Genomic DNA, 22,437 nt, shown 5'->3' with positions numbered 1-22,437 from the left:
GGGCGGCCGTTCACGGCGACTCTCGGCCAACTGCCTTAAGGGCTTTGGCAGTTGCTGTGAACAAGTGCTGACGCTGAGCCATGATCCTGATACGGTGCAGCCTGGTCGCCGTAGTTGACGGTCAGTCAACTTCGCAGGCGGATACGTCCGACACCGAGCACCGTCCCACCGAACCAGTGATTCACTGCCGTACGAGGAATCAGATGCCAGGCACCCGCGACCGGCGTTCACGCCGTCGGTCGGCCCCGCGCAGATCTCTCCGGTTCTCGTTCGTCCTGCCCTTCGTGGTGCCCGCGCTATGTCTCACCGGGCTGTGGGGCCACACCGCGGCCGGTCTCCTCGACGAGCGCGTTCAGCTGCAGACGGACGCCGACCGCGACTCGGCCGTCGCCCGGCCGGCCCAGTCCGTGCTGACCGCCCTGCAGAACGAGCGCCGGGCGACCGCCGTCTGGCAGGCGAAGCACTCCCGCGCGGCGCGCGCGGCCCTGGACGCCGCGCGCCGGGAGACCGACGCCGCGCTCACCGCCTCCAGCGGCTCCGCGGCCTCGGGCGGCTCCGCCCTGCGACGCCGGGCGACCTCGCTCGACGAGGCGCTGGCCGCCCTCCCCGAACAGCGTGACGCGATCGACGGGCGGACCCTGTCCACCGCCGACGCCTTCCAGTACTTCACCGACACCATCGGCCGGGGCGTGCTGCTGGTGACCGCGGCCGTGCGCAGCGACGACGGATCCCTGGCGCACGGCGGGTCCGCCACGGTGTCCCTGGTGCAGATCACGGAGATGCTCTCGCGGCAGGACGCACTGCTGTCCGGCGCACTGCCCTCCGGCGGCATGTCCTCGGCCGACCGCACCCGTTTCGGACAGTATCTGGCGCTCCGACGCGAGTTCGGCGCGACGCTGACCGTGGGCGATCTGCCCGCCGGTACGGCCGCCGCCTATGCGCGGCTCACCGACGGCCGCCGGTGGACGACGCTCCGGGACGTCGGCGACTCCGTCACCGGGGCCGGTACCGGGCTGCCCGGCACGGCCTCGGCCTGGCCCGACGCGGCCGACGCGGTGCTCCCCGATCTGCAGGCGCTGGGCTCGGACTCCCTGCGCGGGCTGGCGGGCGACGCCTCGGACCGCGCCGACGATCTGCTGCTCGGCATCCTGGTGGGCACCGCCGCGACCCTGGCCGCACTCACCGGCGGCGCGGTGCTGGCGCTGCGCGCCCGCCGCGCCACTCTAGGCCGGGTCTCCGAACTGCAGTCCCGGACCGAGGACCTGACCCGTACGCTGCCCCAGCTGCTCGCCCGGATCGAACGGGGCGAGCGGGTCGACGCGGGTCCGCCCGCCCCGCAGGGCCGGCACTCCACCGACGAGTTGGAGCGGCTGGCCCGGGCCATCGACGGGCTGGGCCGCGTCGCCACGGACACCGCGATGCACCAGTCCCTGGGCCGTGAGGGCACCGAGAAGGTCTTCGCCCAGCTCATCCGCCGCACCCAGATCCTCGTCCACCGTCTCATCTCGCTGCTGGACGACCTGGAGCGCAAGCACGAGGACTCCGACCTGCTGAAGGACATCTTCAAGGTCGACCACCTCGCCACCCGGGTGCGGCGCCACGCGGAGAACCTGATGATCCTCAGCGGCTCCCTGCCGGGACGCAGGCTGACCGCGCCGGTCTCCCTCACCGATGTGATGCGCAGTGCCGTCGCGGAGACCGAGCAGTACACCCGGGTCAAGGTGAAGAACCTGCCCGCGGACCGGCGTCTGGCCGTCGCGGGCCGGGCCGTCGCGGACGTCACCCATCTGCTCGCCGAGCTGATCGAGAACGGCACGAGCTTCTCGCCGCCGGACACCCAGGTGTCGGTGAGCGCGACCAAGGTGGCCAAGGGCCTGGCCGTCCATGTCGAGGACCAGGGTCTGGGCATGCCGGCGGAAAAGATCGCCCAGGCCAACGAGTTGCTCGCCCATCCGCCCAGGGTGGACATGACGGCCCTGGGCGAGGACCCGCGCCTCGGGCATTTCGTGGTGGCCCGGCTCGCCGACCGGCACGGCATCAAGGTGGAGCTGCGCGAGTCGGTCTACGGTGGCACGCTCGTCGTCGTGGTGCTGCCCTCGGCCCTGCTGGAGGAGCACCGGTCGCCGGTCCTCGACCAGCTCACCTCGGCGGCCGCGGCGGCGGGCCACACCCTGGAGACCGCTGCCGGTCAGGCTCTGCCCGGCACCGGGGACCAGGCCCTCGCCGGTGTGGCCGGTGGTGCGGCGGCCCCGGTGGCCGCCGCTGCCGAACCGCTCGTCCACTCCCGCGTCCCGGACCACAGCGGTTTCCCCGAGTACGGAGGTGCAGGTCTGTTGCCGCCGGTGTCGGAGCACCCCGTACCGCCCCCGCCGGACCCCGCTCCACGCACCGGGCCGCCGCCCGGCCGCGAGCCCGGCCGCGGGCAGGGCGCGCCCGCCGGGCAGGCGCCCGCCCCCGAGGCGGGGCGCCCACCGACGACTCCCCGGGTCCTCCCGCAGCGGACCCGGGGAGCGAGCCTCGCGCAGCAACTGCGACGGGAGGCGGCACAGGCACAAGGCCGACGGGAGGGCGAGAGGGACCAGGGCGTCATCTCCCCGGATGCGTCGGCGCGCGCGATGATCGCCATTCAGCAGGGGCTGGAGCGGGCCCGGACGTCCCGAACGGACGGGACGGACGGAGCGGACGGCGCGGACACCCGGCCGGCCGATCCGCGCGACCCCGGCGCCAATCAACTGTGAGGGAACGTCACACAATGACTGAGCAGGTACAACCCGGTCCGCAGCTGGACTGGCTCCTCGACAGCCTGGTGGACCGGATCCCCGAGATCCGCTGTGCCATCGTGCTGTCCGGGGACGGCCTCCTCATCGGCAAGTCGAAGGACCTGCGCCGCGACGACGCCGAGCATCTGTCCGCGGTGGGTTCGGGCATGCACAGCCTGGCCCGCGGCGCCGCCCGTCATTTCCACGGCGGCGAGGTCCAGCAGACGGTCATCCAGATGGAAAGAGCGTTCCTGTTCGTCACGGCCGCGGGCAGGGGTGCCCGGCTGGCCGCACTCGCCTCCGAGGAAGTGGACGTGGGGATGATGGCTTTCGAGATGGGCACACTCGTCAAGCAGGTCGGCGAGTATCTGAGCGCCGCACCACGCGTGCAGACCCCTTCCGGCGGTCCGCTTCAGGATGCGTGAGCCCCGGTGGCTCGACGACGCGGAGGCCGGCCGGCACTTACGGCCGTACGCCATCACCGGTGGGCGCACCCGCCACAGCCGGCACACGTTCACACTGATCACGCTGGTCGTCTCGCGGTCCACGCGGGAAGCCAGGCATGAGGATCTGGAGCCCGAGTCGGCCCAGATCCTCGGCCTGTGCCGGGATCGCGCGGTGGCGGTCGCCGAGATCGCCGCACATCTGGACCTGCCGGTGAGCGTGGTGAAGATCCTCTGCGGGGATCTGCTCAACGCCTCACTCATCATCGTCCAGGCCCCGCCCGGGCAGGACGACCAGCCGAGTGTGGAACTCATCGAAAGGGTGATGGATGGTATCCGTCGGCTCTGAGCCGGTCATGCCGACCGCACTGAAGATCCTCGTCGCGGGCGGCTTCGGTGTGGGCAAGACCACCCTGGTCGGCTCGGTGAGCGAGGTGCCCCCGCTGGAGACCGAGGAACACATGACCGAGGCCAGCCTCGGCATCGACGATCTGTCCGGTGTGGAGGGCAAGTCCTCGACGACGGTCGCCATGGACTTCGGCAGGATCACCATCGCTCCGGAGCTGGTGCTCTATCTGTTCGGCACCCCCGGTCAGGACCGGTTCTGGTTCATGTGGGACGACCTGGCGACGGGGGCGCTGGCGGCCGTGGTCCTCGCGGACACACGCCGCCTGGACGCCTCCTTCGCCTCGATCGACTTCTTCGAGGCCCGGGAGATCCCGTTCGCGGTGGGGGTCAACTGCTTCGACGGGCGCCGGGACTGCACGCCCGAGGAGGTACGGGCGGCGCTGGACCTCGATCCGTCGACACCGGTCGTGCTGTGCGACGTCCGCGACCGCGCCGACAGCAAGGCGCTGCTGCTCACCGTCCTGGAGACGGCCCGGGCCCGGGCCGCCGCCCGGCTGACCTCCCTGACGGGGCCCTGACCGCCGGACGCCACGGCGGGACAGGCCGGTCAGGCCCGGGTGAAGCGGTCCCGCAGCTCCCGCTTGAGGATCTTTCCGCTCGCGTTGCGCGGCAGCCGGTCCACGAACAGCACCTGTTTGGGTGCCTTGAAACGGGCGAGCTTCTCCCGGGCGTGGGCGAGGAGTTCGGCCTCGGTCACCTCGCCGCGGCGTACCACGACCGCGGTGACCGCCTCGATCCAGCGTTCGTCGGGCAGCCCGATCACCGCGACCTCGGCAACCCCCTCATGGGTGTAGAGGGCGTCCTCGACCTGCCGTGAGGCGACCAGCACACCACCGGAGTTGATGACGTCCTTGACCCGGTCGACGATCGTGAAGTAGCCGTCCGCGTCCCGTACGGCGAGATCCCCTGAGTGGAACCAGCCGTCCCGGAAGGCCTCCGCGGTCTCCTCCGGCCGGTTCCAGTACCCCTCGCACAACTGCGGTGACCGGTAGACGATCTCACCCCGCTCCCCGTCCGGCACATCGGCCCCGGAGGCGTCGACGAGCTTCGCCTCCACGAACAGCACCGGGCGCCCGCAGGAGTCCATGCGCCCCTTGTGCTCGTCGGGCCCGAGGACCATGGCCAGCGGGCCGATCTCGCTCTGTCCGAAGCAGTTGTAGAACGCCAGCCGCGGCAGCCGCTCCCGAAGGCGTTCCAGGACCGGCACCGGCATGATCGAGGCGCCGTAGTAGGCCTTGCGCAGCCCGCTCAGGTCCCGGTCGGCGAAGTCGGGGCGGCCCGCGAGAGAGACCCATACGGTGGGCGGCGCGAAGAGACTGTCCGCGCGGCCCTCCTCGATCAGCTCGAGGAGCTGGTCGCCGTCGGGTGCGTCCAGGACGGTGTTCTGCGCGCCCACGGCAAGACAGGGCAGCAGGAAGACATGCAGCTGCGCGGAGTGGTAGAGCGGCAGCGCGTGCACGGGCCGGTCGCCGGGACTCAGGTCCAGGGCGGTGATCGCGCTCAGATACTCGTGCACCAGCGCACGGTGGGTCAGCATCGCGCCCTTGGGCAGCGCGGTCGTGCCAGAGGTGTAGAGCAGCTGCACCAGGTCCTCGCCGCGCGCCTCCTCCCCGTCGTACGGCTGGGTGGTGGCGAGCCGGGCCAGCAGGGAGTCGTCGCTGTCGCGCAGCGGCAGCACCCGGACGCCCTCGGGAAGGTTCCCGGTGAGAGCCGGATCCGCGAGGACCAGCGCACAGCCGGACTGCTCGAGGATGTACTCCAGGTCGTCCCCGGTCAGGTTCTGGTTCACCGGCACATGCACCAGTCCGGCGCGGGCGCAGGCCAGGAAGCCGATCAGATAGGCGTCGGAGTTGTGGCCGTAGGCGCCGACCCGGTCCCCGTGCGCGAGCCCGGACTCGCGCAGCATCCGGGCCGCCCGGGAGACGGCGTCGTCGAGTGCGGCATAGGTCCACGAGCGGTCCCGGTAGTGGATCGCCGTGCGCTCGGGGGTGCGCCGTGCGCTGCGCCGCAGTGTGCCGTCGACCGTGATGCTCCGTCCCGCCGTCGTCAACTGCGCCATGGAGACCGCCCCTTCGTCCGACCACTGCCTGCCGTGATCCTCCTGGGGCCGCCCGAGGGGGTCAAGTTCCCGGCCGCCCGGTGTGCGGGCCGCGGCGGTTCACCGGCCGGGAGCCGGTTCCGGCCCGGTCCGTCCGGTGTCCTCGAGGACGGCCATCGCCGCGTTGTGTCCCGGCACCCCGCTCACCCCGCCGCCGCGCACCGCTCCGGCGCCGCAGAGCAGGACATTGGCGTGCCGGGTCTCCACGCCCCAGCGGCCGGTGCCCTCCTGGGCGTACGGCCAGGCGAGCTCGCGGTGGAAGATGTTGCCGCCGGGCAGGCGCAGTTCGTGCTCCAGGTCGAGCGGGGTCTTCGCCTCGATGCAGGGGCGCCCGTCCGCGTCCAGGGCCAGGCAGTCCTCGATGTCCTCGGCGAGATGGGCGTTCAGCTGCGCCAGCGTCGACCTCAGCAGTTCCTCCCGGGCGCCGTCGTTGTCGTGCGCGAAGAGCCGGGCGGGCGTGTGGAGGCCGAACAGGGTCAGGGTCTGATGGCCCCGCTCGGTCAGGTCGGGGCCGAGGATGGTCGGATCGGTGAGCGAGTGACAGTAGATCTCCGAGGGCGGCGCGGCCGGCAGCGCTCCCGCGGCGGCCTGGGCATGGGCGGTGGCCAACTGCTCATAGCCCTCGGCGACATGGAAGGTCCCGGAGAAGGCCTCGCGCGGATCGGCCTCGGGGTCGCGCAGCGCGGGCAGCCGGGTGAGCAGCATGTTCACCTTGAGCTGGGCGCCCTCGGCCGGGGCGGGGGGTGTGTCCCCGGTGAGCCGGGCCAGTTCCTGCGGTGAGGCGTTCACCAGGACGTGCCGGGCGGCGACGGTGCCCTCTCCGTCCGCGCCCCGGTGGGTGACCTCGGCGGTGCGTCCGTCGGTCTCGATCCGCACCGCCTCCCGCCCGGTGGCGACGACCGCTCCGGCGGCACGGGCGGCCGCGGCCAGCGCGTCGGTGAGCGCGCCCATCCCGCCGACCGGCACGTCCCAGGCGCCGGTGCCGCCGCCGATGACGTGGTACAGGAAGCAGCGGTTCTGCCGCAGCGTGGAGTCATGGGCGTCGGCGAAGGTCCCGATGAGCGCGTCGGTGAGGACGACCCCGCGAACCAGGTCGTCGGTGAAGGAGGCCTCGACGGCGGCGCCGATCGGTTCCTCGAACAGCGCCCGCCACCCCTCCTCGTCGTCGATGCGGCGGCGCAGCTCCTCGCGGGTGGGCAGGGGTTCGGTGAGGGTGGGGAACACCCCCCGGGCCACCCGGCCGGTCATCGCGTAGAAGCGCTGCCAGGCCTCGTGCTCCCGGTCGGATCCGGTGAGCCGGGCGAAGGCCTCCCTGGTCCGGCGCTCGCCGCCGCCGACGAGGAGTCCGGTGGGGCGTCCGTCGCGCTCGGCCGGTGTGTACGAGGACACGGTGCGCTGCCGCGTCCTGAAGTCCAGTCCGAGGTCCCGCACGATCTTCCCGGGCAGCAGGCTGACCAGGTACGAGTACCGCGACAGCCGTGCGTCGACCCCGGCGAACGGCCGGGTGGACACGGCGGCGCCCCCGGTGTGGTCCAGCCGCTCCAGTACCAGCACCGAGCGCCCGGCCCGGGCGAGATAGGCGGCGGCCACCAGTCCGTTGTGGCCCCCGCCGACGATCACGGCGTCGTATCCCTCGTGTCCAGGCATGCTCCTTGGTAGCACGCGTGATCCACCTCGGCCAGAGCCACGGAACGACGCGTTCGCCTCCCGGCGATCGCGGTACACGCCCCGGCGTGCGCCCGGCAGTGCCGCGTGCGAGGCTGAGTGCGCGGCCCGGGAGGCGCCTGCCCCAAGGGGCGGCGCGGTGCCTGCCCGGCCTCCACAGCCGCGCCGTGGCGGAAGGTGCGGCAGCCGCCGGGAGGTGGTGGCCTTGCGACTGGTGGCGTCGCGGCACCGAACCCGCGACCCGGAGCGCTGGTCCACGATGTGCGGTCGTCCGCGGCTGATCACCGGGGGGCTGCTGCTGTTGCCGGTGGCGCTGCTGATGGCGGACAAGCTCTCGGGCCAGGGGGTCCGGCTGGCACCGCTGATGGTGGCGGCGCCCGCCCTGGCGGCGGTGTTCTGCTCACCGGCCGGCGTGCTGGCGGTCACCCTGGTGACCGTCCCCTGTGTGGTGCTGACGGCGAAGGTGAATCTGGTGGTCGGCTGGGCCAACTTCTACGCCCAGCTCGGTGCCCTGTTGCTGATCAGCCTGGGTGCCGTGGGCGCCAGCCGGATACGGGAGCGAAGAGAGAACCAACTGGCGCACACCCGGGCGGTCGCCGAGGTGACACAGCGTGTGCTGCTGAAACCGCTGCCGCCCCAGCTGGGCGATCTGTCCCTGGCCTCGGTCTATGTGGCGGCCGACGAGGAGGCCTCGGTCGGCGGGGATGTCTACGGGGTCGCGGACCTCGGGGGACAGGTGCGGATCCTGATCGGTGACGCCCACGGCAAGGGGCTGGCGGCGCTGGAGACCGCCAGCTATGTGGTGAGTGCCTTCCGCAGAGCCGTCCGCCGGCGGTGCTCGCTGTGCGCCATGGTGACCGATCTCGAGGAGGACTTCACCGACGACCTGCGCGCTTCCTCGGTGGACCGGCGGGAGGACGCGGGCCGGTACCTGGCGCTCGAGGAGTTCGTCACCGCCGTGATACTGGAGGTGCCCGACAAGGGCGACGGCCCGATGCTCATGGTCAACCTCGGTCATCCGCCGCCGCTGCTCATCGACGGAGGGCGTGTCGTCCCGCTCGAGCCCACCGCCCCGGCGCCGCCCCTCGGGCTGGGTGATCTCGGCTGTGACGGCCCGCGCGCCGACACGGTGGACTTCCCGCCCGGCGCGACGGTGCTCCTCTACACCGACGGTGTCATCGAGGCCCGCAACCGGGCCGGAGACTTCTACCCCCTGGCCGACCGGCTCCCCACCTGGGCACAGCTGCCGCCCCAGGCGCTGATCGAGGCCGTCCACACCGATCTGCGCCGGCATGTGGGAAGACGGCTCGGCGACGATGTGGCCCTGGTCGCGATCCACCGCGCGAAGGCCGACTGACCGGCGGCATGGGCCGGGGCGTTCTCCCCCTGTACGGTGGCGGACGCCGTCCAGGCGAGCGGGATGTCCGAGCACCCGCGGTCGCCGGACGGTGCGGACGGACGACGTAGGCATGGATGTGGACGAGGTGGAACACGGAATGAGCGAACCCCTGCGGATCGGCATCCTGGGCGCGGCGCGGATCGCCGAACGGGCGCTCGTCACCCCGGCCCTCGCGGGCGGCCACCGGCTGGTGGCGGTGGCCGCCCGCGACCGGGACCGGGCACGGGCGTTCGCCGACGCCCATGGAGTGGAGCGGGTGGTGGACTCCTACGCCGCGCTCCTCGCCGACCCGGAGGTCGAGGTCGTCTACAACCCGCTCGCCAACGGACTGCACGGCCCGTGGAATCTGGCGGCGCTGAACGCCGGGAAGCATGTGCTCAGCGAGAAGCCCTCGGCGAGCAACGCCGAGGAGGCGGCCGAGGTGCGCGACGCCGCCGAGAAGTCGGGCACGGTCTTCATGGAGGCCTTCCACTACCTCTTCCACCCGGTCACCCGGCGGCTGCACCAGCTGCTGGCCTCCGGCGAACTCGGCGAGCTGCGGCATGTGGAGACCGTGGTGGCCATGCCCGCACCGCCGGACGACGATGTGCGCTGGTCGTTTCCGCTGGCGGGCGGCGCGCTGATGGACCTGGGCTGCTACGGGCTGCACGCCCAGCGGGTGCTGGCGCCGTGGGCGGGCGGCGCCCCCGAGGTCGTCTCGGCGCGCGGCGGCGAACGGGACGGGGCGGGGAGCACGGACGCCGCGGGCGTCGACGCATGGCTGGACGCGGAACTCGCCTATCCGAACGGGGCGACCGGCTCCGCGCGCTGCTCCATGGTGGACGACCGCTGGCGGGCGACCTGCCGGATCGTCGGCACCCGGGGCGAGGCCACGGCGCTCGACTTCGTGCTGCCGCACCAGGAGGACCGGGTGGTGGTGCGCACGGAGAGCGGCGAGCGGACGGAGGAGCTGGGCCGACGGTCCTCGTACGCGTACCAGTTCGACGCGTTCGCCGCCCATGTGCGGCACGGTGAGCCGCTGCCGCTCGACGCGGAGGACGCCTCGGCGACCATGCGGCTCATCGACGCCTGCTACACCGCGGCGGGATTCACGCCCCGGCCGCGCAGCTGAACCATCTGCCCGGCGTACCCCGGTCGGACCTCCCGTCCGGGGTACGCCTCCGGCCTTCGGCCCGGCCCGGCAGCCGATGCCGCTGCCGCTGCCGCTGCCGCTGCCGCTGCCGCGAGGGTCAGGCCGTGCCGGTGGCCGCCACCTCCTTGCGCCGGGACTTCGGTGTCTCACGCGCCTGGAGTTCCACGGCCAGGGGCGAGCCGATGAACATCGAGGAGTAGGTGCCCACCACGATGCCGATGAGCAGTGCGAGGGCGAAGTCGGTGAGGGAGTCGCCGCCCAGCAGGGCGAGTGCGGCGAGGATGAACACCGCGCCCATACCGGTGTTGACGGTCCGCGGCACCGTCTGCAGCAGCGCCAGGTTGGTGACCTGACGGAACGGGGTCTTGCGGTCGCGGCGGCGCAGGTCCCTGATGCGGTCGAAGACCACGACGGAGTCGTTGACCGAGTAGCCGATGACGGTGAGCACGGCCGCCAGGAACGTGCCGTCGACGGGCTTGCCCAGCCAGCAGAAGACGCCCACAAGGATGAGCACGTCGTGGACCAGGGCGATGACCGCGGCCGAGCCGAAGGTCCAGCGGAACCGTGCGGCGAGATAGAGCAGCTGGGCGCCCAGCGCCACCGCCACCGCGATCAGTGCGCCCCGGCGCAGCTCGTCGCCGAGGCTCGGTCCGATCAACTCGTCGCGGAGCTTGTCCGTGGTGCCCCCGACGCTGCTGACCGCCTCGGTGACCTTGGCCTCCTCCGCGTTGCTCAGGTGTTCGGTGCGTACGGTGAGGTTGCCGTCCCCGGAGGCCTGCACGACGGCGTGCGGGAACCCGGCGTCGGCGAGCGCGGTGCGCGCCCGGTCGCTGTCGACGGGGGTACTGGTCGAGTATTCGATGAGACGGCCGCCGGTGAATTCGACGCCGAACTCCATCCCGCGCACGGCGATGCCCGCTGTCGCCAGGACGAGGGCCACGCCTGACACGGCCAGCCAGCGCCGGGAGTGGCGCATCAGATCGGGGCTGCGGCGCATGATCCACTCGCGGACCGCACCGGCCTTGGCGATGCCGGTGAGCGCGGGGCGTCGTCGTACGGACAGCCGGCCGGCGGCGAACTCGGCCAGCACCCGGCTGATGACCAGGGCGCTGAACATGGAGGCCAGGACGCCGATGCCCAGGGTGACACCGAAGCCGCGGACCGGTCCTGAGGCGAGGAAGAACAGCAGTCCGGCCGCGATGAGCGTGGTGATGTTGGAGTCGGCGATGGCGCTGAACGCGTTGCGGAATCCCGCCGTCAGAGAGGAACGCACCGTCGGGCGGGAACGCTCCATGTACTCCTCCCTGGCCCGTTCGAAGACCAGGACGTTGGCGTCCACGGCCATGCCGATGGCCAGGACGAAACCGGCGAGTCCTGGGAGGGTCAGGGTGGCGCCGAGCGCGGCCAGGGCGGCGTAGGAGACGACTCCGTAGCAGACCAGGGCCACGGCGGCCAGAAAGCCCATCAGTCGGTAGATGACGATGATGTAGAGGGAGGTCAGCAGGGTACCGACGGCGGCGGCCCAGGCACTGGCCTCGATGGCCTCGGCGCCCAGGGTGGGGCCGACGGTCCGCTGTTCCACCGTCTCCACGGGAACCGGCAGCGCACCCCCGTTGATGAGCAGGGCCAGCTCCCGGGCCTCCTTGTCGTCGAAGGAACCGGTGATCTGGGTGGATCCGCCCGAGATACCGGAGCCGCAGGCGACGGAGCCGTCGACCTGGGGCGAGGAGATGACCTTGTCGTCCAGCACGATCGCGATACGACGCGCCGGGTCACCGAGGCCGTGGCAGGCCGCCTCGCCGGTCAGACGGGCCCACCCGTCCCGGCCCGCGCCCCTGAAGTCGACGGTGACATGCCATCCGGCGCCGCCCTGGTCGTCGAACCGGGCGTCGGCGCCCTTGACGTCCTCACCGGTCAGCGAGGCCGCCTTCAACCGCAGGGACTGGCCGGACTCGTCGGGGAGCACGCGTTCCCGGGACGGGTCGTTCTTCTTCGCCGCTGAGGCGCCGGTCGTGGTGTCCTCGGTGTCCTTGTCGGACGCGCCGAGGACGGAGTGGAAGGTGAGCTGGGCGGTGCGCCCGAGGACGTCCGCGGCCTCCTTCGGGTCCTGCACCCCGGGCAGTTCGACGATGATCCGGTTGTCGCCCGAGCGGGCGATGGTGGGTTCGGCGACCCCGAGCGCGTCGATACGGCCGCGCAGGACCTCCACCGTGCGGTCGGTGGTCTCGGCGTTCGCCTTGGTGGTGGACGTGGAGCGGGTTTCGAGCACGATCTGGGTGCCGCCCCGCAGATCGAGCCCGAGACGGACCGGCACGGTGGCGGCGATGTACAGCGACAGAGCGAGGACGGCGAGGGCGAGGATCGCTCTCGCACGTTGGGGATGGCGCAAGGGAAGGCCTCCAGAAGGCACGCCGCAGCCCCGCAGGTGCTGCGGACGGAGAGAGGTGAGGGGGTCTCAGGTGCCTGGAGGAGGGGGTGGTGCCCGCCCGCACCGGGGTGCCGCGTCCCGGGTGCCGGTGCGGGGGTCGGCGAACGAGGGCAGGTTCCGTGCGGCGGCCCGGGGGGCGACGACGACGCACCGCAGTATCGCCACGGCGTGCGCCGGCGGCGCCGAACGCTCCCCGCGGACGCCGCGCTCGGTCCTGGCCGGGGCGACGCGGGAGGCGACATATCCGTCGTCGGCGGACGGGCCGCGGTCGCCGCTGTGCAGGACCGCCGCCGCATAGGCCGTCGCGGTGCCGGTCGGCGGGAGCGGTGCGCTGTCGGTTCCGGCCGCGCCGACGAGCGACAGCAGCGCGGCCAGCAGTACGCCGATCACCGCCGCCGTGGAGGGACGGCCTCCGGCGCGCGGGGCGGTGCGCTGTGACCGGTGCATCCACCGCCCCTTCTCGTCGTCGCGTCGTTCTCGCTGTCGGTGCTCCGGCGACGGTGCGGGTCCTCGCCGGTGAGGAACCTGAGGCCCCGGCTGGGGAGAGTGGGCCGCCAGGGCCTCAGGGGACCACGGTCTCAGGGTTCGATGAGACCGGCCCGGATCGCGTACCGGGTGAGCTCCAGACGGTCCCGCAGACCGAGTTTGTGCAACAGGTTCGCGCGGTGCCGCTGGACGGTCTTGATGCTGATGAAGAGGATCTCGGCGATCTCCTTGGAGGAGTGTCCCTCGGCGACGAGCTTGAGGACCTCCTCCTCACGGGCCGTCAGCACCTGTTCGGGGGCCTCCTCGCCGTGGCGTACCCGGTCGAGGTAGTTGCGGATGAGGGCGGTGACCGCACCGGGGTAGAGGAAGGGCTCGTCGCGCATCGCGGCCCGGCAGGCGGCGACCAGATCACGGTCGGCGACGGACTTCAGGACGTATCCGCTGGCTCCCGCCTTCAGCGCCTGGAAGAAGTACTGCTCGTTGTCGTGCATCGTCAGCATCAGGATGTGCAGGCCCGGTTTGAGCGCGACCAGTTCGCGGGTGGCCTGCAGCCCGGTCAGCCGGGGCATGGTGATGTCCAGGACGGCGAGGTCGATGTCGTGGGTGCGGGCCAGCTCGATGGCCTCCGCGCCGTCGCCCGCCTCGGCGACCACTTCCAGGTCCGGTTCCCGGTCGAGGATGAGCCGCACTCCGCGACGCACCAGGGCGTGGTCGTCGGCGAGCAGGATGCGGATCTTGGACGGGTCAGACATGCTTACGAGTGCTTCCTGAGAGGGGTACGGTCAGCCGGATCAGTGTGCCGGTCCGGTTCCCGGGAATGATGTCAAGCCTCGCTCCGATCTGCAGCGCCCGCTCCCGCATGCCGCGGATCCCGGCACCCTCGTAGGAGGCGGCCATCCCCCGTCCGTCGTCGCTGACGGTGAGCACCACCGTGCTGTCACTGTGGCCGAGGCTCACCTCGACGCGCTCGGCGTCCGCATGGCGGGCGACATTGGTCAGGCTCTCCTGGGCGACCCGGTAGAGCACCAGCTCCGTCTCCGGGTCCAGCGCGGGCAGGTCGGCCTCGAAGGTGCGCCGCACCCGCAGCCCCGTATGGGTGGCGAAGTCGGTGGTCAGCGAGATCAGCGCGCTCACCAGACCGAGGTCCTCCAGAACGCCGGGACGCAGCCGGCGGACCAGCCTGCGGACCTCGTCCAGGCTCTCCCTGGTGATCTCCTGCACCTGCTGCAGCTCGCCGCGCAGCGGTTCGTCCGCCTCGTCGGCGGACCGCTTCAGCGCCAGCAGGATGGCGGTCATGCTCTGTCCGACCTCGTCGTGCAGCTCCTGGGCGATACGGCGCCGCTCGGCCTCCTGGGCCTTCAGGACACGGGCGCTGCTCGAGGCCCGTTCGGACTCCAGCCGGTCGAGCATGGCGTTGAAGGTGCGGATCAGCTCGGCCACCTCGCCGTGTCCGTCGGCCGGCAGTCGCTGGCCGGGACGCAGCAGGTCAACCGTGGTCATCAGCCGGGTGACCCGGTCCAGAGGAGCCAGTCCGACGCGCAGCAGCACCGCGTTGGCGACCAGCATGACGGCCAGGCCGCCCACCAGGATGATCGCCTCCGTCAGCACCACGGGAACGGACACGGTCACCGGAGCCCACAGGAGCAGTGCTGTGGCCGTACCCAGCACCACGGCATTGAGTCCGAAGATCCGCCAGAACAGCGACACCGGGGTGATGCCTCGCTTCCCCTTCTCGACAAGGTTTGCCTCTACTGTCGGTCATCGCGCACCCCAGGTGTGAGCTGCGGCCACTGGTCTCGACCCAGCCTGCCCGCCAGCCTGCCCCCGATCGCCCGCCGAGTCGATGGGGCCCGGCCCCCATTTCGGGTGGTGCGCCGTACCCATGACCCCGTCGGATGGTCCCTGCGACCCCCCACAGATGGGTACCGCGCCCGATAGGTATTCGACGCCCGGACGACCAGGCTGGAAGCAGGATCAAGCGGCCTATCCCCCGCACCGCCGCGGCGTGCATGTTCCCTGCACGCCGCTCGTTCTCGTCAGAAGGGATCAGGGCATGCCCCTCGATACGCCCCGCACCGAACCCCGTCCCGAGCGGCTGACCGCTCACGAGGCCCGCCAGCGTCTCGAGCACGCACGCAATGCACGGCTGACCCAGATGCAGGCCATCGGCGAGACCGGCCAGAGCGCGGACGACCACATCATGTCCTCGCAGAAGGAGGCCATCGAGCGGGTGCTCAAGGAGATCGAGGAGGCGTTCACCCGTATCGAGGACGGCACCTACGGCGCCTGTCTGTCCTGCTCCAACCCCATCCCGGCGGAGCGGCTGGAGATCCTCCCGTACACGCGGTTCTGCGTCGCGTGCCAGCGCCGCGCCTGACCGCGACGTCCCGACGTCCAGCCTCAGTCTCCCGCCCTGCCCAAGGGGTGAAGTGGTGAACAACCCGATCATCAGTGACCGCGACACCGGTCTGTCCGCCGAGGACCTCACCGCACTGCGCGAGAATCTGCATGAGCAGCGTCTCTTCCGTCAGGAGCAGCTCCAGCACATCGCGGCCGCCACCACGACCCGCGCCGACGACCTCCTCGACCAGCGGGCCGCGGGGCAGGTCGAGGTGCGGGTCAAGCTCGCCGCCTCCGCGCGCATGGTCCTCAGCGATGTGGAGGCGGCCCTGGAGCGCATGGACGGGGGCCGCTACGGCCTCTGCCATCTCTGCCAGGGGCCGATCGCCCGGGACCGACTGATGATCGTGCCTCAGGCCCGCTACTGCGCCCGCTGTCAGCAGGTCAGGGAGGCCGGCCGGTGAGCTTCGCACGCCGTCCCCACCCGAGCACCGCCGCGCACAGGGCATGGCCCCTGTGCCGGCGGTGCTCCGGCATCGCCCTCGACATGGGCAGCGCCCGCACCCGTATCTGGGTCTCCGGCCGGGGCATGATCCTGGACGTCCCCACCGTGACCTTCCCGGGCACCGGCGCCGTGCACCCCGTCCGGCGGGGCGCCATCGTCGACACCCCGGGTGCCGCCCGGATGCTCGACCGCCTGCTCAGCCGTCATCTGCCGCGTTTCCGCCGACCCCTGGTCATCCTCGCCACTCCGGTGCTCGACGGCGTCGCCTACCGCGCCGAGGCGCGCGCCGCCGTGGAGGTCCTCAGGCCGCGCGCGGTGCTGACCGTTCCCGCCGCGCGCGCCGTGGCACTCGCCGGGGGCGCGGACCTCTCCCGCCCGCTGCTCGTCGTCGACATCGGCGCCCACATCACCGAGGTCGTGCTCCTGTCGGAGGGGGCGGTGGTCGACGCCCATCGCGCGGCCCTGGGCACCGGTGACATCGACGGCGCCGGCACCACCCACACCGGGATAGCGGATGTCGTCATCGACATGGTGGCCACCATGCTGAGGCAGGACCGCACCTCACTCACGCTCGACGCCCTCCAGCGGGGCGTTCTGCTGGCCGGTGGGGGCGCCCTGCGCCCGGACATCACCTACCGGCTCACCGGCCGGCTGCACACCTCGGTCCGGGCGGTTCCCGCCCCGCACACCGCCGCCGTCCGCGGCGCCGCCAAGCTGCTCGAATCCACGCACGCCCACCCGTCGGCCGCCGGGTCGATCCCCCGGGCCGCACATTTCGGCTAGGGGTGTCCCAACGCGGCGAGCGTGCGTGACAGACGCCGCGACGCCACGGACAGGTGGCAGACACCCCCGAGGACGCGGCGCCTCCGCTCGGCCCGCACCGGTCCGGTCGTGGGACGCCGGTGCCGGTCCGGGCGGTGGCGCGCGAAAGGAGACACATCGTGGCCAGCGAAATACCACCCGCCCAGCCGCCTCCCGAGGAACCCCGGCGGGTCCTGCTGTGGCGGTGGCGGCGCAGCCCGCTGCGCCGGTCCGGGGACCTGGTGCGGGCGTGGCTCGGTCTCGGCCTGCTGCTGACCCTGCTGGGCGCCGTGCCCACCGCCGTGCTGCTGGCCGGCAAGGCCGCGCACCGCCATCTGCATCAGACCGCCGAGCAGGCGGCACTCAGCGGGCACCACACGGACGCGGTGCTGCTGCACGACGCCCTCCGCCACCCCGAGCCGGGATCGGCGGAGGCGAACGCGACCCGGTATCCGGCCAAGGTCCGTTTCATGGACCCCGGAGGGCAAACCCGGACCGGTGAGGCCCATGTCGAGCCCGGGATCTCCTCCGGGAGCACCGTCCGGGTGTGGGTCGACGCCCATGGAGAGATCACGGATCCGCCCCTGACGGGCGAGCAGATCCGCACCCACGCCCTCGGCTGGGCCACCCTGGCGGGCATGGCGGTGACCCTCTTCGGCGCCCTCTTCTACGGGGTGTGCAGGCGCAGGCTGGAGCGCCGGAACCTCCGCGCATGGGACGCGGAGTGGGCCGAGACGGCCCCGCGCTGGACCGCCTCCACCTGATCCGCCACCGGTACGCGGGCACCGGCGCCCGGCCGACGGCCGCCGACGGCAGGACCGCCGCTCTTCTCACCGCCCGGCGTGACGACACCGCCGAGCCCTCCCCTGTCTTTGCCCGTCTTTGCCCGTCCCGCGGCTGCGGGACGGGCGAGGACGGCGCCGGAGGATCAGCTCCGGGGGGAGGTGACCGGGTCGGGGGTCTTCGGGGCGGCGGTGTTCACATTCAGGTCCGGACGCGGGGTCAGGACCACGACGGGGGAGCCCGGCTGCGGCGGGGGCGGGGTGACCTGCTCCGCGGGGAGCTGCGGCGGTGAGGTCTGCTGGAAGTTGACCTGCTCGAAATTGACCAGGCCGGTCTTCTCCAGAACCGTGATGTGGTCCAGCACGGTGTCATTGGCCAGGTCCGCCAGCTGACGCACCAGGGTGTTCCTGGTGGAGGCCCGTACCTTGGCGATGACCGAGAAGATCTGACCGTGGGTCACCCGCATGATGTTGACCGCGGTGGAGTCGAACTCCTTGCCCTCGCTCCCGTCCACGGTCGCCACGAACTGCTGCTGCTGCGGGGTCGCCTGGTTGGGCAGGTCGATACCGAGTTCGGGGGCGATCTTGCGGCACATCTCGTCGAGCCCGCCGTGCCCGACGACCAGATGCTTGCCCACCTCCTTCATCTCCTCGGTCGTCCCCCTCTTCATCGCCATCTCGCCCAGCGGGTACTCCCACAGCCCGGCCGAGCGCACCTTGACCACGAAGTCCCGGTCGGCCTCGGTCAGGGGACCGTAGGGGGTGTCGGCGATGATGCGCTCCGGCGCGGCGGCGGTCTTCTCCACCCCGAGCATGACGGGGTAGGCGAGCGCGGCGGCGGTCAGCGTCAGCGCGCCGACCACCAGAGCGGTTCCCGCCGCGTTCCGCGAGATGGGCATCATTCCTCCTGCACATGGGTGACGCGGGCATCAGTCAGGGAGTACGGATGCGCGACCGCGAACGATCATTGCGCGGGGCGAAACATGCGCGCAAGGCGCGTGATGCGCATCACGCGGGCCTCGGGGCCGGTCGGGCCTCCGGGCCTCCGGGCCTCCGGGCCTCCGGGCCTCCGGGCGAGGCATACGCCCGGGCACTCCTCCGATTGGAGCCTCCCGGAACGCCGGACACCGCCCGCCGTGGTTTCGTGCCCTTGGGGCGCATCCGTCCGTCGGAGGCGGAGGAACCGGGCGAGCGCAGGGGCAGGCGCGGCGAATCGAGGAGAGATGACCACGTACAAGGTGGGCTACATCGTGGGAAGCCTGGCCACCCGGTCGATCAACAGGACGCTCGCCAGGGCGCTGATCCGGCTGGCTCCTCCCGAGTTGCAGTTCAACGAGATCCCGATCAAGGATCTTCCGCTCTACAGCTACGACTACGACAGCGACTTCCCCGCCGAGGGCAAGGCGCTCAAGGACGCCATCGCCGCCGCCGACGCCATCCTCTTCGTGACCCCGGAGTACAACCGCTCCATCCCGGGTGGCCTGAAGAACGCCATCGACTGGGCCAGCCGTCCCTGGGGCGAGAACTCGTTCACCCATAAGCCGTCGGCCGTGATCGGGGCCTCACCGGGGGCCATCGGCACGGCCGTCGCCCAGCAGAGCCTGCGCGGCGTCCTCAGTTACTGCAACTCCCCGCAGATGAACGCCCCGGAGGCATACATCAGGTTCAAACCGGAGGTGTTCACCCCCGAGGGCGAGGTCACGGACGCCCACACCCAGGAGTTCCTGCGCAGGTTCATGAAGGAGTACCGCGATCACATCGTGCGGGTGCTCACCGTTCTGCCTCCGCGACTGTGATCTCCTCCCTCCCCTCCACCGCAGGACGACCGGCCGCGTCACCCGGCGCGGTGCCGGCGGCGCTTCCGGCACCGGACCGATCGCATCGAAGGAGCAAAGGAGAACGGGCATGGCTGGACCGCTCGCCGTACTCTTCGACATCGACGAGACCCTGGTCCACACCGGGGGCGCCGGGGCGCGCAGTTGGGCCTGGGCGTTCGACCGGCTGCACGGGGTCTCCGCCGACATCGGCCGGCACAGCTCCGCGGGGGAGACCGATCCGCAGGTCGGCCGGGAGACCTTCCGTGCGGTGCTGGGGCGCGATCCCGACCATGACGAGATGGTGCGGCTCTACGCCGCCTACCTCTGGCATCTGGCGGAGGACATCTGGTCCTCGGAGAGCTATCACGTGATGGAGGGCGCCGAGGACACCCTGCGCCGGATCGGACGCACGGGTGCCGTACTGGGTGTGGTGTCCGGGGCGATGGAGGGCTCCGCGAGGCTGAAGATGGAACCGGCGAAGCTGGGCCGCTACTTCGTCTTCGGCGCCTACGGCTCGGACTCCCCCGACCGGGACGAGGTGACCCGGCTGGCCGTGGACAAGGCCGCCCGGCTGCACGGGCGTCCCCTCTCCCGTTCCGAGGTGTATGTCGTGGGGGACACTCCGCGGGACATCGAGGCCGCGCACGCCGCGGCCGCGACCGCGGTCGGGGTCGCCAGCGGCCACTACACCGTGGAGGACCTCGAGGACGCCGGGGCCGACCATGTGCTGCGGTCGCTCTCGGAGCCGTTCCCCGGGGTGTGACCGGCGGCGGCCCGCCCCGGGGAAGGGCGGCTGCTCAGTGCCCCATCACATAAGCGACCGTGGGCCCGGCGGTCCAGCCGCCGTCCACGGCGAGCTCCGCGCCGGTGATGTAGGACGCGGCGTCGGACAGCAGGAAGACGACCGCCGCCGCGATCTCCTCGGGGGTGCCCACTCGGCCCATGGGGGTGTTGGGGTAGTTGCCCTCGCCCGGACGGATGCCGGTGGCCTCGGTCATCGGGGTGTACGTCATGCCGGGGTGGACGGAATTCACCCGGATGCGCTCGGTGCCGAGCTCCACGGCCGCCACCTTGCTCAGGCCGCGCACCCCCCACTTCGAGGCGCCGTATCCGGCGGTGAGGGCCAGGCCCATGAGTCCCGCCGCGGAGGAGATGTTGACGATGGAGCCCGCTCCCCGTGCGCGCAGCGCGGGGACGACGGTCTTCATGCCGATGAAGACGCCGGTGAGGTTGACGTCGACGACCTTGCGGAAGTGCTCCACCGACTCGTCGGCGAACGGGACTCCGGTGGATATCCCGGCGTTGTTGACCAGGCCGTCCAGTCCGCCGAACTCGTCACGGGCGAAGTCGACGGCCTCCTGCCACTCCTGCTCCGAGGTGACGTCGTGGTGCCGGTAGCGGGCGCGTTCCCCCAGTTCCCGCGCGGTGCGGACGCCCTGGTCGTCGAGGACGTCGGTGAGGAGGACGTTCGCTCCGGCCGCCACGGCCTGCCGCGCGGCTTCGGCTCCCAGTCCGCGGGCGCCTCCGGTGATGAGTACGGTCCTGCCCTCAAGGGCGTTCATGGAGATTCCTTCGTGGTTCGTGGCGATGGCCCCGGGTGCACGGGGTGGCGGGCGCACGGCGCTCCGCCGGTGTGTGTGTCGTCGCCTCACATATGGGTGCCGCCGTCGATCCGCACCTCGGTGCCGGTGACGAACGCCCCGTCGTCCGAGGCCAGCATGGCGACCACGCCCGCGACCGCGTCCGGGGCCGCGAAGCCCCCGCCACCGAGCGCCGGCATCAGATGGGCGAAGAGCTGCATGTCCGCGTCCTCGGGCAGACCCGGTCCCCGGCCGTCCGTCATGTCGCTGGAGATGGAGCCGGGGGCGACGGCCACGGCGCGCAGTCCACGCTTGGCGTACTCGGCGGCGATGGCGTGGGTGAAGGACTGGATGCCGCCCTTGGACGCCGCGTAGGCGGCCATATAGGGGTGGGCGAAACTCGCCGATGTGGAGCTGAAGTTCACCACCACGCCGTGCCCGGACTCCAGCAGTGCGGGCAGTGCCTCCCGGGTCATCAGGAAGGTTCCGGTCAGATTGACCGCGATGACCCGGTTCCAGAACTCCAGCGTCGTCGCCTCCGTACGGGCGGAGCGCAGGATGCCCGCGGCGTTCACCAGGACGTCCAGTCCGCCGAACCCGGCGACGGCCGTGGCCACCGCGGTGCGCACCGAGGCCTCGTCGGCTATGTCGGCGGTGAGCGTCGTCAGACGGTCCGCGGTGCCGTCCTCCTGCGCACGCCGGGCGGTCCTCTCCAGCCCCGCGGCGACGATGTCGACCGCGGCCACCCGTCCTCCCTCGGCCAGCAGGCGGTGCACGGTCGCCTGCCCGATACCCGATCCGGCGCCGGTGACCAGGATCCGTCGCCCTTCGAAACGCTGCATCTGTCGTCCGTCCTCTCTGTGACCCCCGCTGTCATCTGCACCGTACGACTCGAATGGCACAGCGTGCCACATAGGCGTGACGTGCCATGTGACACATTGCGCCATGCGGCATGTCGTGCCATATGGGTGTCCGCCGTAGTACCCTGGGGCGAGCGCGCCGGCATGGGACCGGACACCCGCGTGGAGGAAACGCACCGCACGGAGGGGGACACCCGTCCGTGGCCCGGGTGCAGGAGGACATGCAGCCGTGACTCCCCGGTCGGCACCCGTCGAGGCCGCTCCCCGCCGCCCCCTGACGGAGCGCCGGAAGGCGGGCACACGACGGGATCTCGCCCGGGCCGCCTGCCGGCTGTTCGCGGAGCGCGGCGCCGACGCCACGACGGCCGAGGAGATCGCCCGCCAGGCAGGGGTCGGCCTGCGCACCTTCTACCGGTACTTCCGCACCAAGGAGGACGCCGTGGAGCCGATGCTCGCGGACGGCGCCCACCGATGGCTCGCCCTGATCCCGGGCGGCCCCGAGGAGGGCCTTCCGGGCCCCGAGGCGCTGCGCGAGGTCGCGGTCACGGCCCTGACCCCAAAGGACGCGGAGGCGACGGAGGCGATGCGGCTGACCGGCGGGCTGCTGCGCGCCGCCGACGACGATCCCGCGCTGCGCACGGTCTGGGCACGCATCAATCTCGACGCCGAACACCGGCTGGTGGCGGTGCTCGCCGAGCGGGCGGGACCCGAGGCCGATCCGCTGACCGTGCGCATGCTGGCCGCGGGCGCCGCCGGCGCCATCCGTGTGGCCGTGGAACAATGGGCGGCCCGACCGGACGGCCCGACCACCGGCCCCGGTTCCCCCTCCGACCTGGTGGCACGCTCCATGCTCCGCCTCACCGGCGCCGTCGCACCGGAATCGACGTCGACGGAGTGAACCCGACGGCTCCCGACGAGCTCTGAGCGAGCGCCG

At 72.0% G+C, this 22,437-nt stretch carries 22 protein-coding genes; 13 read left to right on the top strand and 9 right to left on the bottom strand.

Features of this window, described 5'->3' with window-relative positions; translation table 11 throughout:
• Positions 1 to 203 precede the first annotated feature (203 nt).
• From CP978_RS32075 to CP978_RS32060, 4 genes are read left to right on the top strand one after another with little or no spacing between them, the layout of a single operon-like run.
• Positions 204 to 2,738: a sensor histidine kinase gene (locus CP978_RS32075; protein WP_170307435.1), complete on the top strand. Its 2,535-nt coding sequence runs from the start codon at positions 204 to 206 to the stop codon at positions 2,736 to 2,738.
• Between the two features lie 14 nt (positions 2,739 to 2,752).
• On the top strand, positions 2,753 to 3,184 hold the full coding sequence (locus CP978_RS32070) for a roadblock/LC7 domain-containing protein (protein ID WP_158508371.1): 432 nt from the start codon (positions 2,753 to 2,755) through the stop codon (positions 3,182 to 3,184).
• Positions 3,177 to 3,551, top strand: a complete 375-nt coding sequence (locus tag CP978_RS32065) for a DUF742 domain-containing protein (RefSeq protein ID WP_043446803.1) — start codon at positions 3,177 to 3,179, stop codon at positions 3,549 to 3,551. Before CP978_RS32070 ends, CP978_RS32065 begins: the two co-directional genes overlap by 8 nt.
• A complete protein-coding gene (locus CP978_RS32060) occupies positions 3,532 to 4,128 on the top strand; it encodes a GTP-binding protein (protein ID WP_043446799.1) in 597 nt (198 codons plus the stop codon). Before CP978_RS32065 ends, CP978_RS32060 begins: the two co-directional genes overlap by 20 nt.
• Before the next feature lie 29 nt (positions 4,129 to 4,157).
• Here the strand turns inward: CP978_RS32060 and CP978_RS32055 are convergent, their stop codons facing one another.
• The gene (locus CP978_RS32055; RefSeq protein WP_043446796.1) at positions 4,158 to 5,669 is read right to left on the bottom strand and encodes an acyl-CoA synthetase; all 1,512 of its coding nucleotides are present in this window, start codon (positions 5,667 to 5,669) and stop codon (positions 4,158 to 4,160) included.
• Between the two features lie 99 nt (positions 5,670 to 5,768).
• On the bottom strand, positions 5,769 to 7,355 hold the full coding sequence (locus tag CP978_RS32050; RefSeq protein ID WP_043446794.1) for a phytoene desaturase family protein: 1,587 nt from the start codon (positions 7,353 to 7,355) through the stop codon (positions 5,769 to 5,771).
• A 232-nt stretch (positions 7,356 to 7,587) separates the two neighbouring features.
• On the opposite strand from CP978_RS32050, the gene CP978_RS32045 reads away from it, so the two are divergent.
• Positions 7,588 to 8,730, top strand: a complete 1,143-nt coding sequence (locus CP978_RS32045) for a PP2C family protein-serine/threonine phosphatase (protein WP_227745667.1) — start codon at positions 7,588 to 7,590, stop codon at positions 8,728 to 8,730.
• Positions 8,731 to 8,869: 139 nt separating this feature from the next.
• Positions 8,870 to 9,883 carry a Gfo/Idh/MocA family protein gene (locus CP978_RS32040; protein WP_043450061.1) on the top strand — a complete coding sequence of 338 codons (1,014 nt, stop codon included), beginning with the start codon at positions 8,870 to 8,872 and terminating at the stop codon, positions 9,881 to 9,883.
• Positions 9,884 to 10,001: 118 nt separating this feature from the next.
• On the opposite strand, the gene secD is transcribed toward CP978_RS32040, so the two are convergent.
• From secD to CP978_RS32020, 4 genes are all read right to left on the bottom strand, one after another.
• Complete coding sequence (secD, locus tag CP978_RS32035) at positions 10,002 to 12,293, bottom strand: protein translocase subunit SecD (protein WP_174498702.1); 2,292 nt, start codon at positions 12,291 to 12,293, stop codon at positions 10,002 to 10,004.
• A gap of 66 nt (positions 12,294 to 12,359) precedes the next feature.
• The gene (locus CP978_RS32030) at positions 12,360 to 12,779 is read right to left on the bottom strand and encodes a hypothetical protein (RefSeq protein ID WP_043446789.1); all 420 of its coding nucleotides are present in this window, start codon (positions 12,777 to 12,779) and stop codon (positions 12,360 to 12,362) included.
• A gap of 131 nt (positions 12,780 to 12,910) precedes the next feature.
• Positions 12,911 to 13,570: a response regulator gene (locus CP978_RS32025; protein ID WP_043446785.1), complete on the bottom strand. Its 660-nt coding sequence runs from the start codon at positions 13,568 to 13,570 to the stop codon at positions 12,911 to 12,913.
• Positions 13,563 to 14,525, bottom strand: a complete 963-nt coding sequence (locus tag CP978_RS32020; RefSeq protein ID WP_043446783.1) for a HAMP domain-containing sensor histidine kinase — start codon at positions 14,523 to 14,525, stop codon at positions 13,563 to 13,565. The genes CP978_RS32025 and CP978_RS32020 overlap by 8 nt, the downstream gene beginning before the upstream one ends.
• 346 nt (positions 14,526 to 14,871) lie before the next feature.
• Here CP978_RS32020 and CP978_RS32015 point away from each other — a divergent pair, with 346 nt between their 5' ends.
• The 4 genes from CP978_RS32015 (at position 14,872) to CP978_RS32000 (ending at position 17,228) form a co-directional block, all read left to right on the top strand.
• Positions 14,872 to 15,195 (top strand): TraR/DksA family transcriptional regulator, encoded by a 324-nt coding sequence (locus CP978_RS32015; protein ID WP_043446781.1) that lies wholly within the window; start codon positions 14,872 to 14,874, stop codon positions 15,193 to 15,195.
• 52 nt (positions 15,196 to 15,247) lie between these two features.
• Positions 15,248 to 15,622 carry a TraR/DksA family transcriptional regulator gene (locus CP978_RS32010; RefSeq protein WP_043446779.1) on the top strand — a complete coding sequence of 125 codons (375 nt, stop codon included), beginning with the start codon at positions 15,248 to 15,250 and terminating at the stop codon, positions 15,620 to 15,622.
• Positions 15,619 to 16,446, top strand: a complete 828-nt coding sequence (locus CP978_RS32005; RefSeq protein WP_043446777.1) for a rod shape-determining protein — start codon at positions 15,619 to 15,621, stop codon at positions 16,444 to 16,446. Before CP978_RS32010 ends, CP978_RS32005 begins: the two co-directional genes overlap by 4 nt.
• A gap of 158 nt (positions 16,447 to 16,604) precedes the next feature.
• Positions 16,605 to 17,228 (top strand): Rv1733c family protein, encoded by a 624-nt coding sequence (locus CP978_RS32000; protein ID WP_043446774.1) that lies wholly within the window; start codon positions 16,605 to 16,607, stop codon positions 17,226 to 17,228.
• 164 nt (positions 17,229 to 17,392) lie between these two features.
• Here CP978_RS32000 and CP978_RS31995 read toward each other — a convergent pair whose 3' ends face one another.
• Positions 17,393 to 18,145 carry a DUF4142 domain-containing protein gene (locus CP978_RS31995; RefSeq protein WP_043450057.1) on the bottom strand — a complete coding sequence of 251 codons (753 nt, stop codon included), beginning with the start codon at positions 18,143 to 18,145 and terminating at the stop codon, positions 17,393 to 17,395.
• A 324-nt stretch (positions 18,146 to 18,469) separates the two neighbouring features.
• Between CP978_RS31995 and CP978_RS31990 the strand changes: the two genes are divergently transcribed.
• Positions 18,470 to 19,042: an NADPH-dependent FMN reductase gene (locus tag CP978_RS31990; protein WP_043446772.1), complete on the top strand. Its 573-nt coding sequence runs from the start codon at positions 18,470 to 18,472 to the stop codon at positions 19,040 to 19,042.
• Between the two features lie 109 nt (positions 19,043 to 19,151).
• On the top strand, positions 19,152 to 19,826 hold the full coding sequence (locus tag CP978_RS31985; RefSeq protein WP_043446769.1) for an HAD family hydrolase: 675 nt from the start codon (positions 19,152 to 19,154) through the stop codon (positions 19,824 to 19,826).
• A 34-nt stretch (positions 19,827 to 19,860) separates the two neighbouring features.
• Here CP978_RS31985 and CP978_RS31980 read toward each other — a convergent pair whose 3' ends face one another.
• Both CP978_RS31980 and CP978_RS31975 read right to left on the bottom strand, forming a co-directional pair.
• Positions 19,861 to 20,625 (bottom strand): glucose 1-dehydrogenase, encoded by a 765-nt coding sequence (locus tag CP978_RS31980; protein ID WP_043446766.1) that lies wholly within the window; start codon positions 20,623 to 20,625, stop codon positions 19,861 to 19,863.
• Between the two features lie 86 nt (positions 20,626 to 20,711).
• The gene (locus tag CP978_RS31975) at positions 20,712 to 21,485 is read right to left on the bottom strand and encodes an SDR family NAD(P)-dependent oxidoreductase (RefSeq protein ID WP_043446764.1); all 774 of its coding nucleotides are present in this window, start codon (positions 21,483 to 21,485) and stop codon (positions 20,712 to 20,714) included.
• Between the two features lie 247 nt (positions 21,486 to 21,732).
• On the opposite strand from CP978_RS31975, the gene CP978_RS31970 reads away from it, so the two are divergent.
• Entirely contained in the window at positions 21,733 to 22,401 is a 669-nt protein-coding gene (locus CP978_RS31970; RefSeq protein WP_052454417.1) for a TetR family transcriptional regulator, read from the top strand.
• Positions 22,402 to 22,437: the final 36 nt, after the last annotated feature.

Source organism: Streptomyces nodosus, assembly GCF_008704995.1.
Taxonomy (GTDB): Bacteria; Actinomycetota; Actinomycetes; order Streptomycetales; family Streptomycetaceae; genus Streptomyces; species Streptomyces nodosus.
The sequence above is the reverse complement of the archived record's forward strand: the minus strand, read 5'-3'. Positions and strand labels throughout refer to the sequence as shown.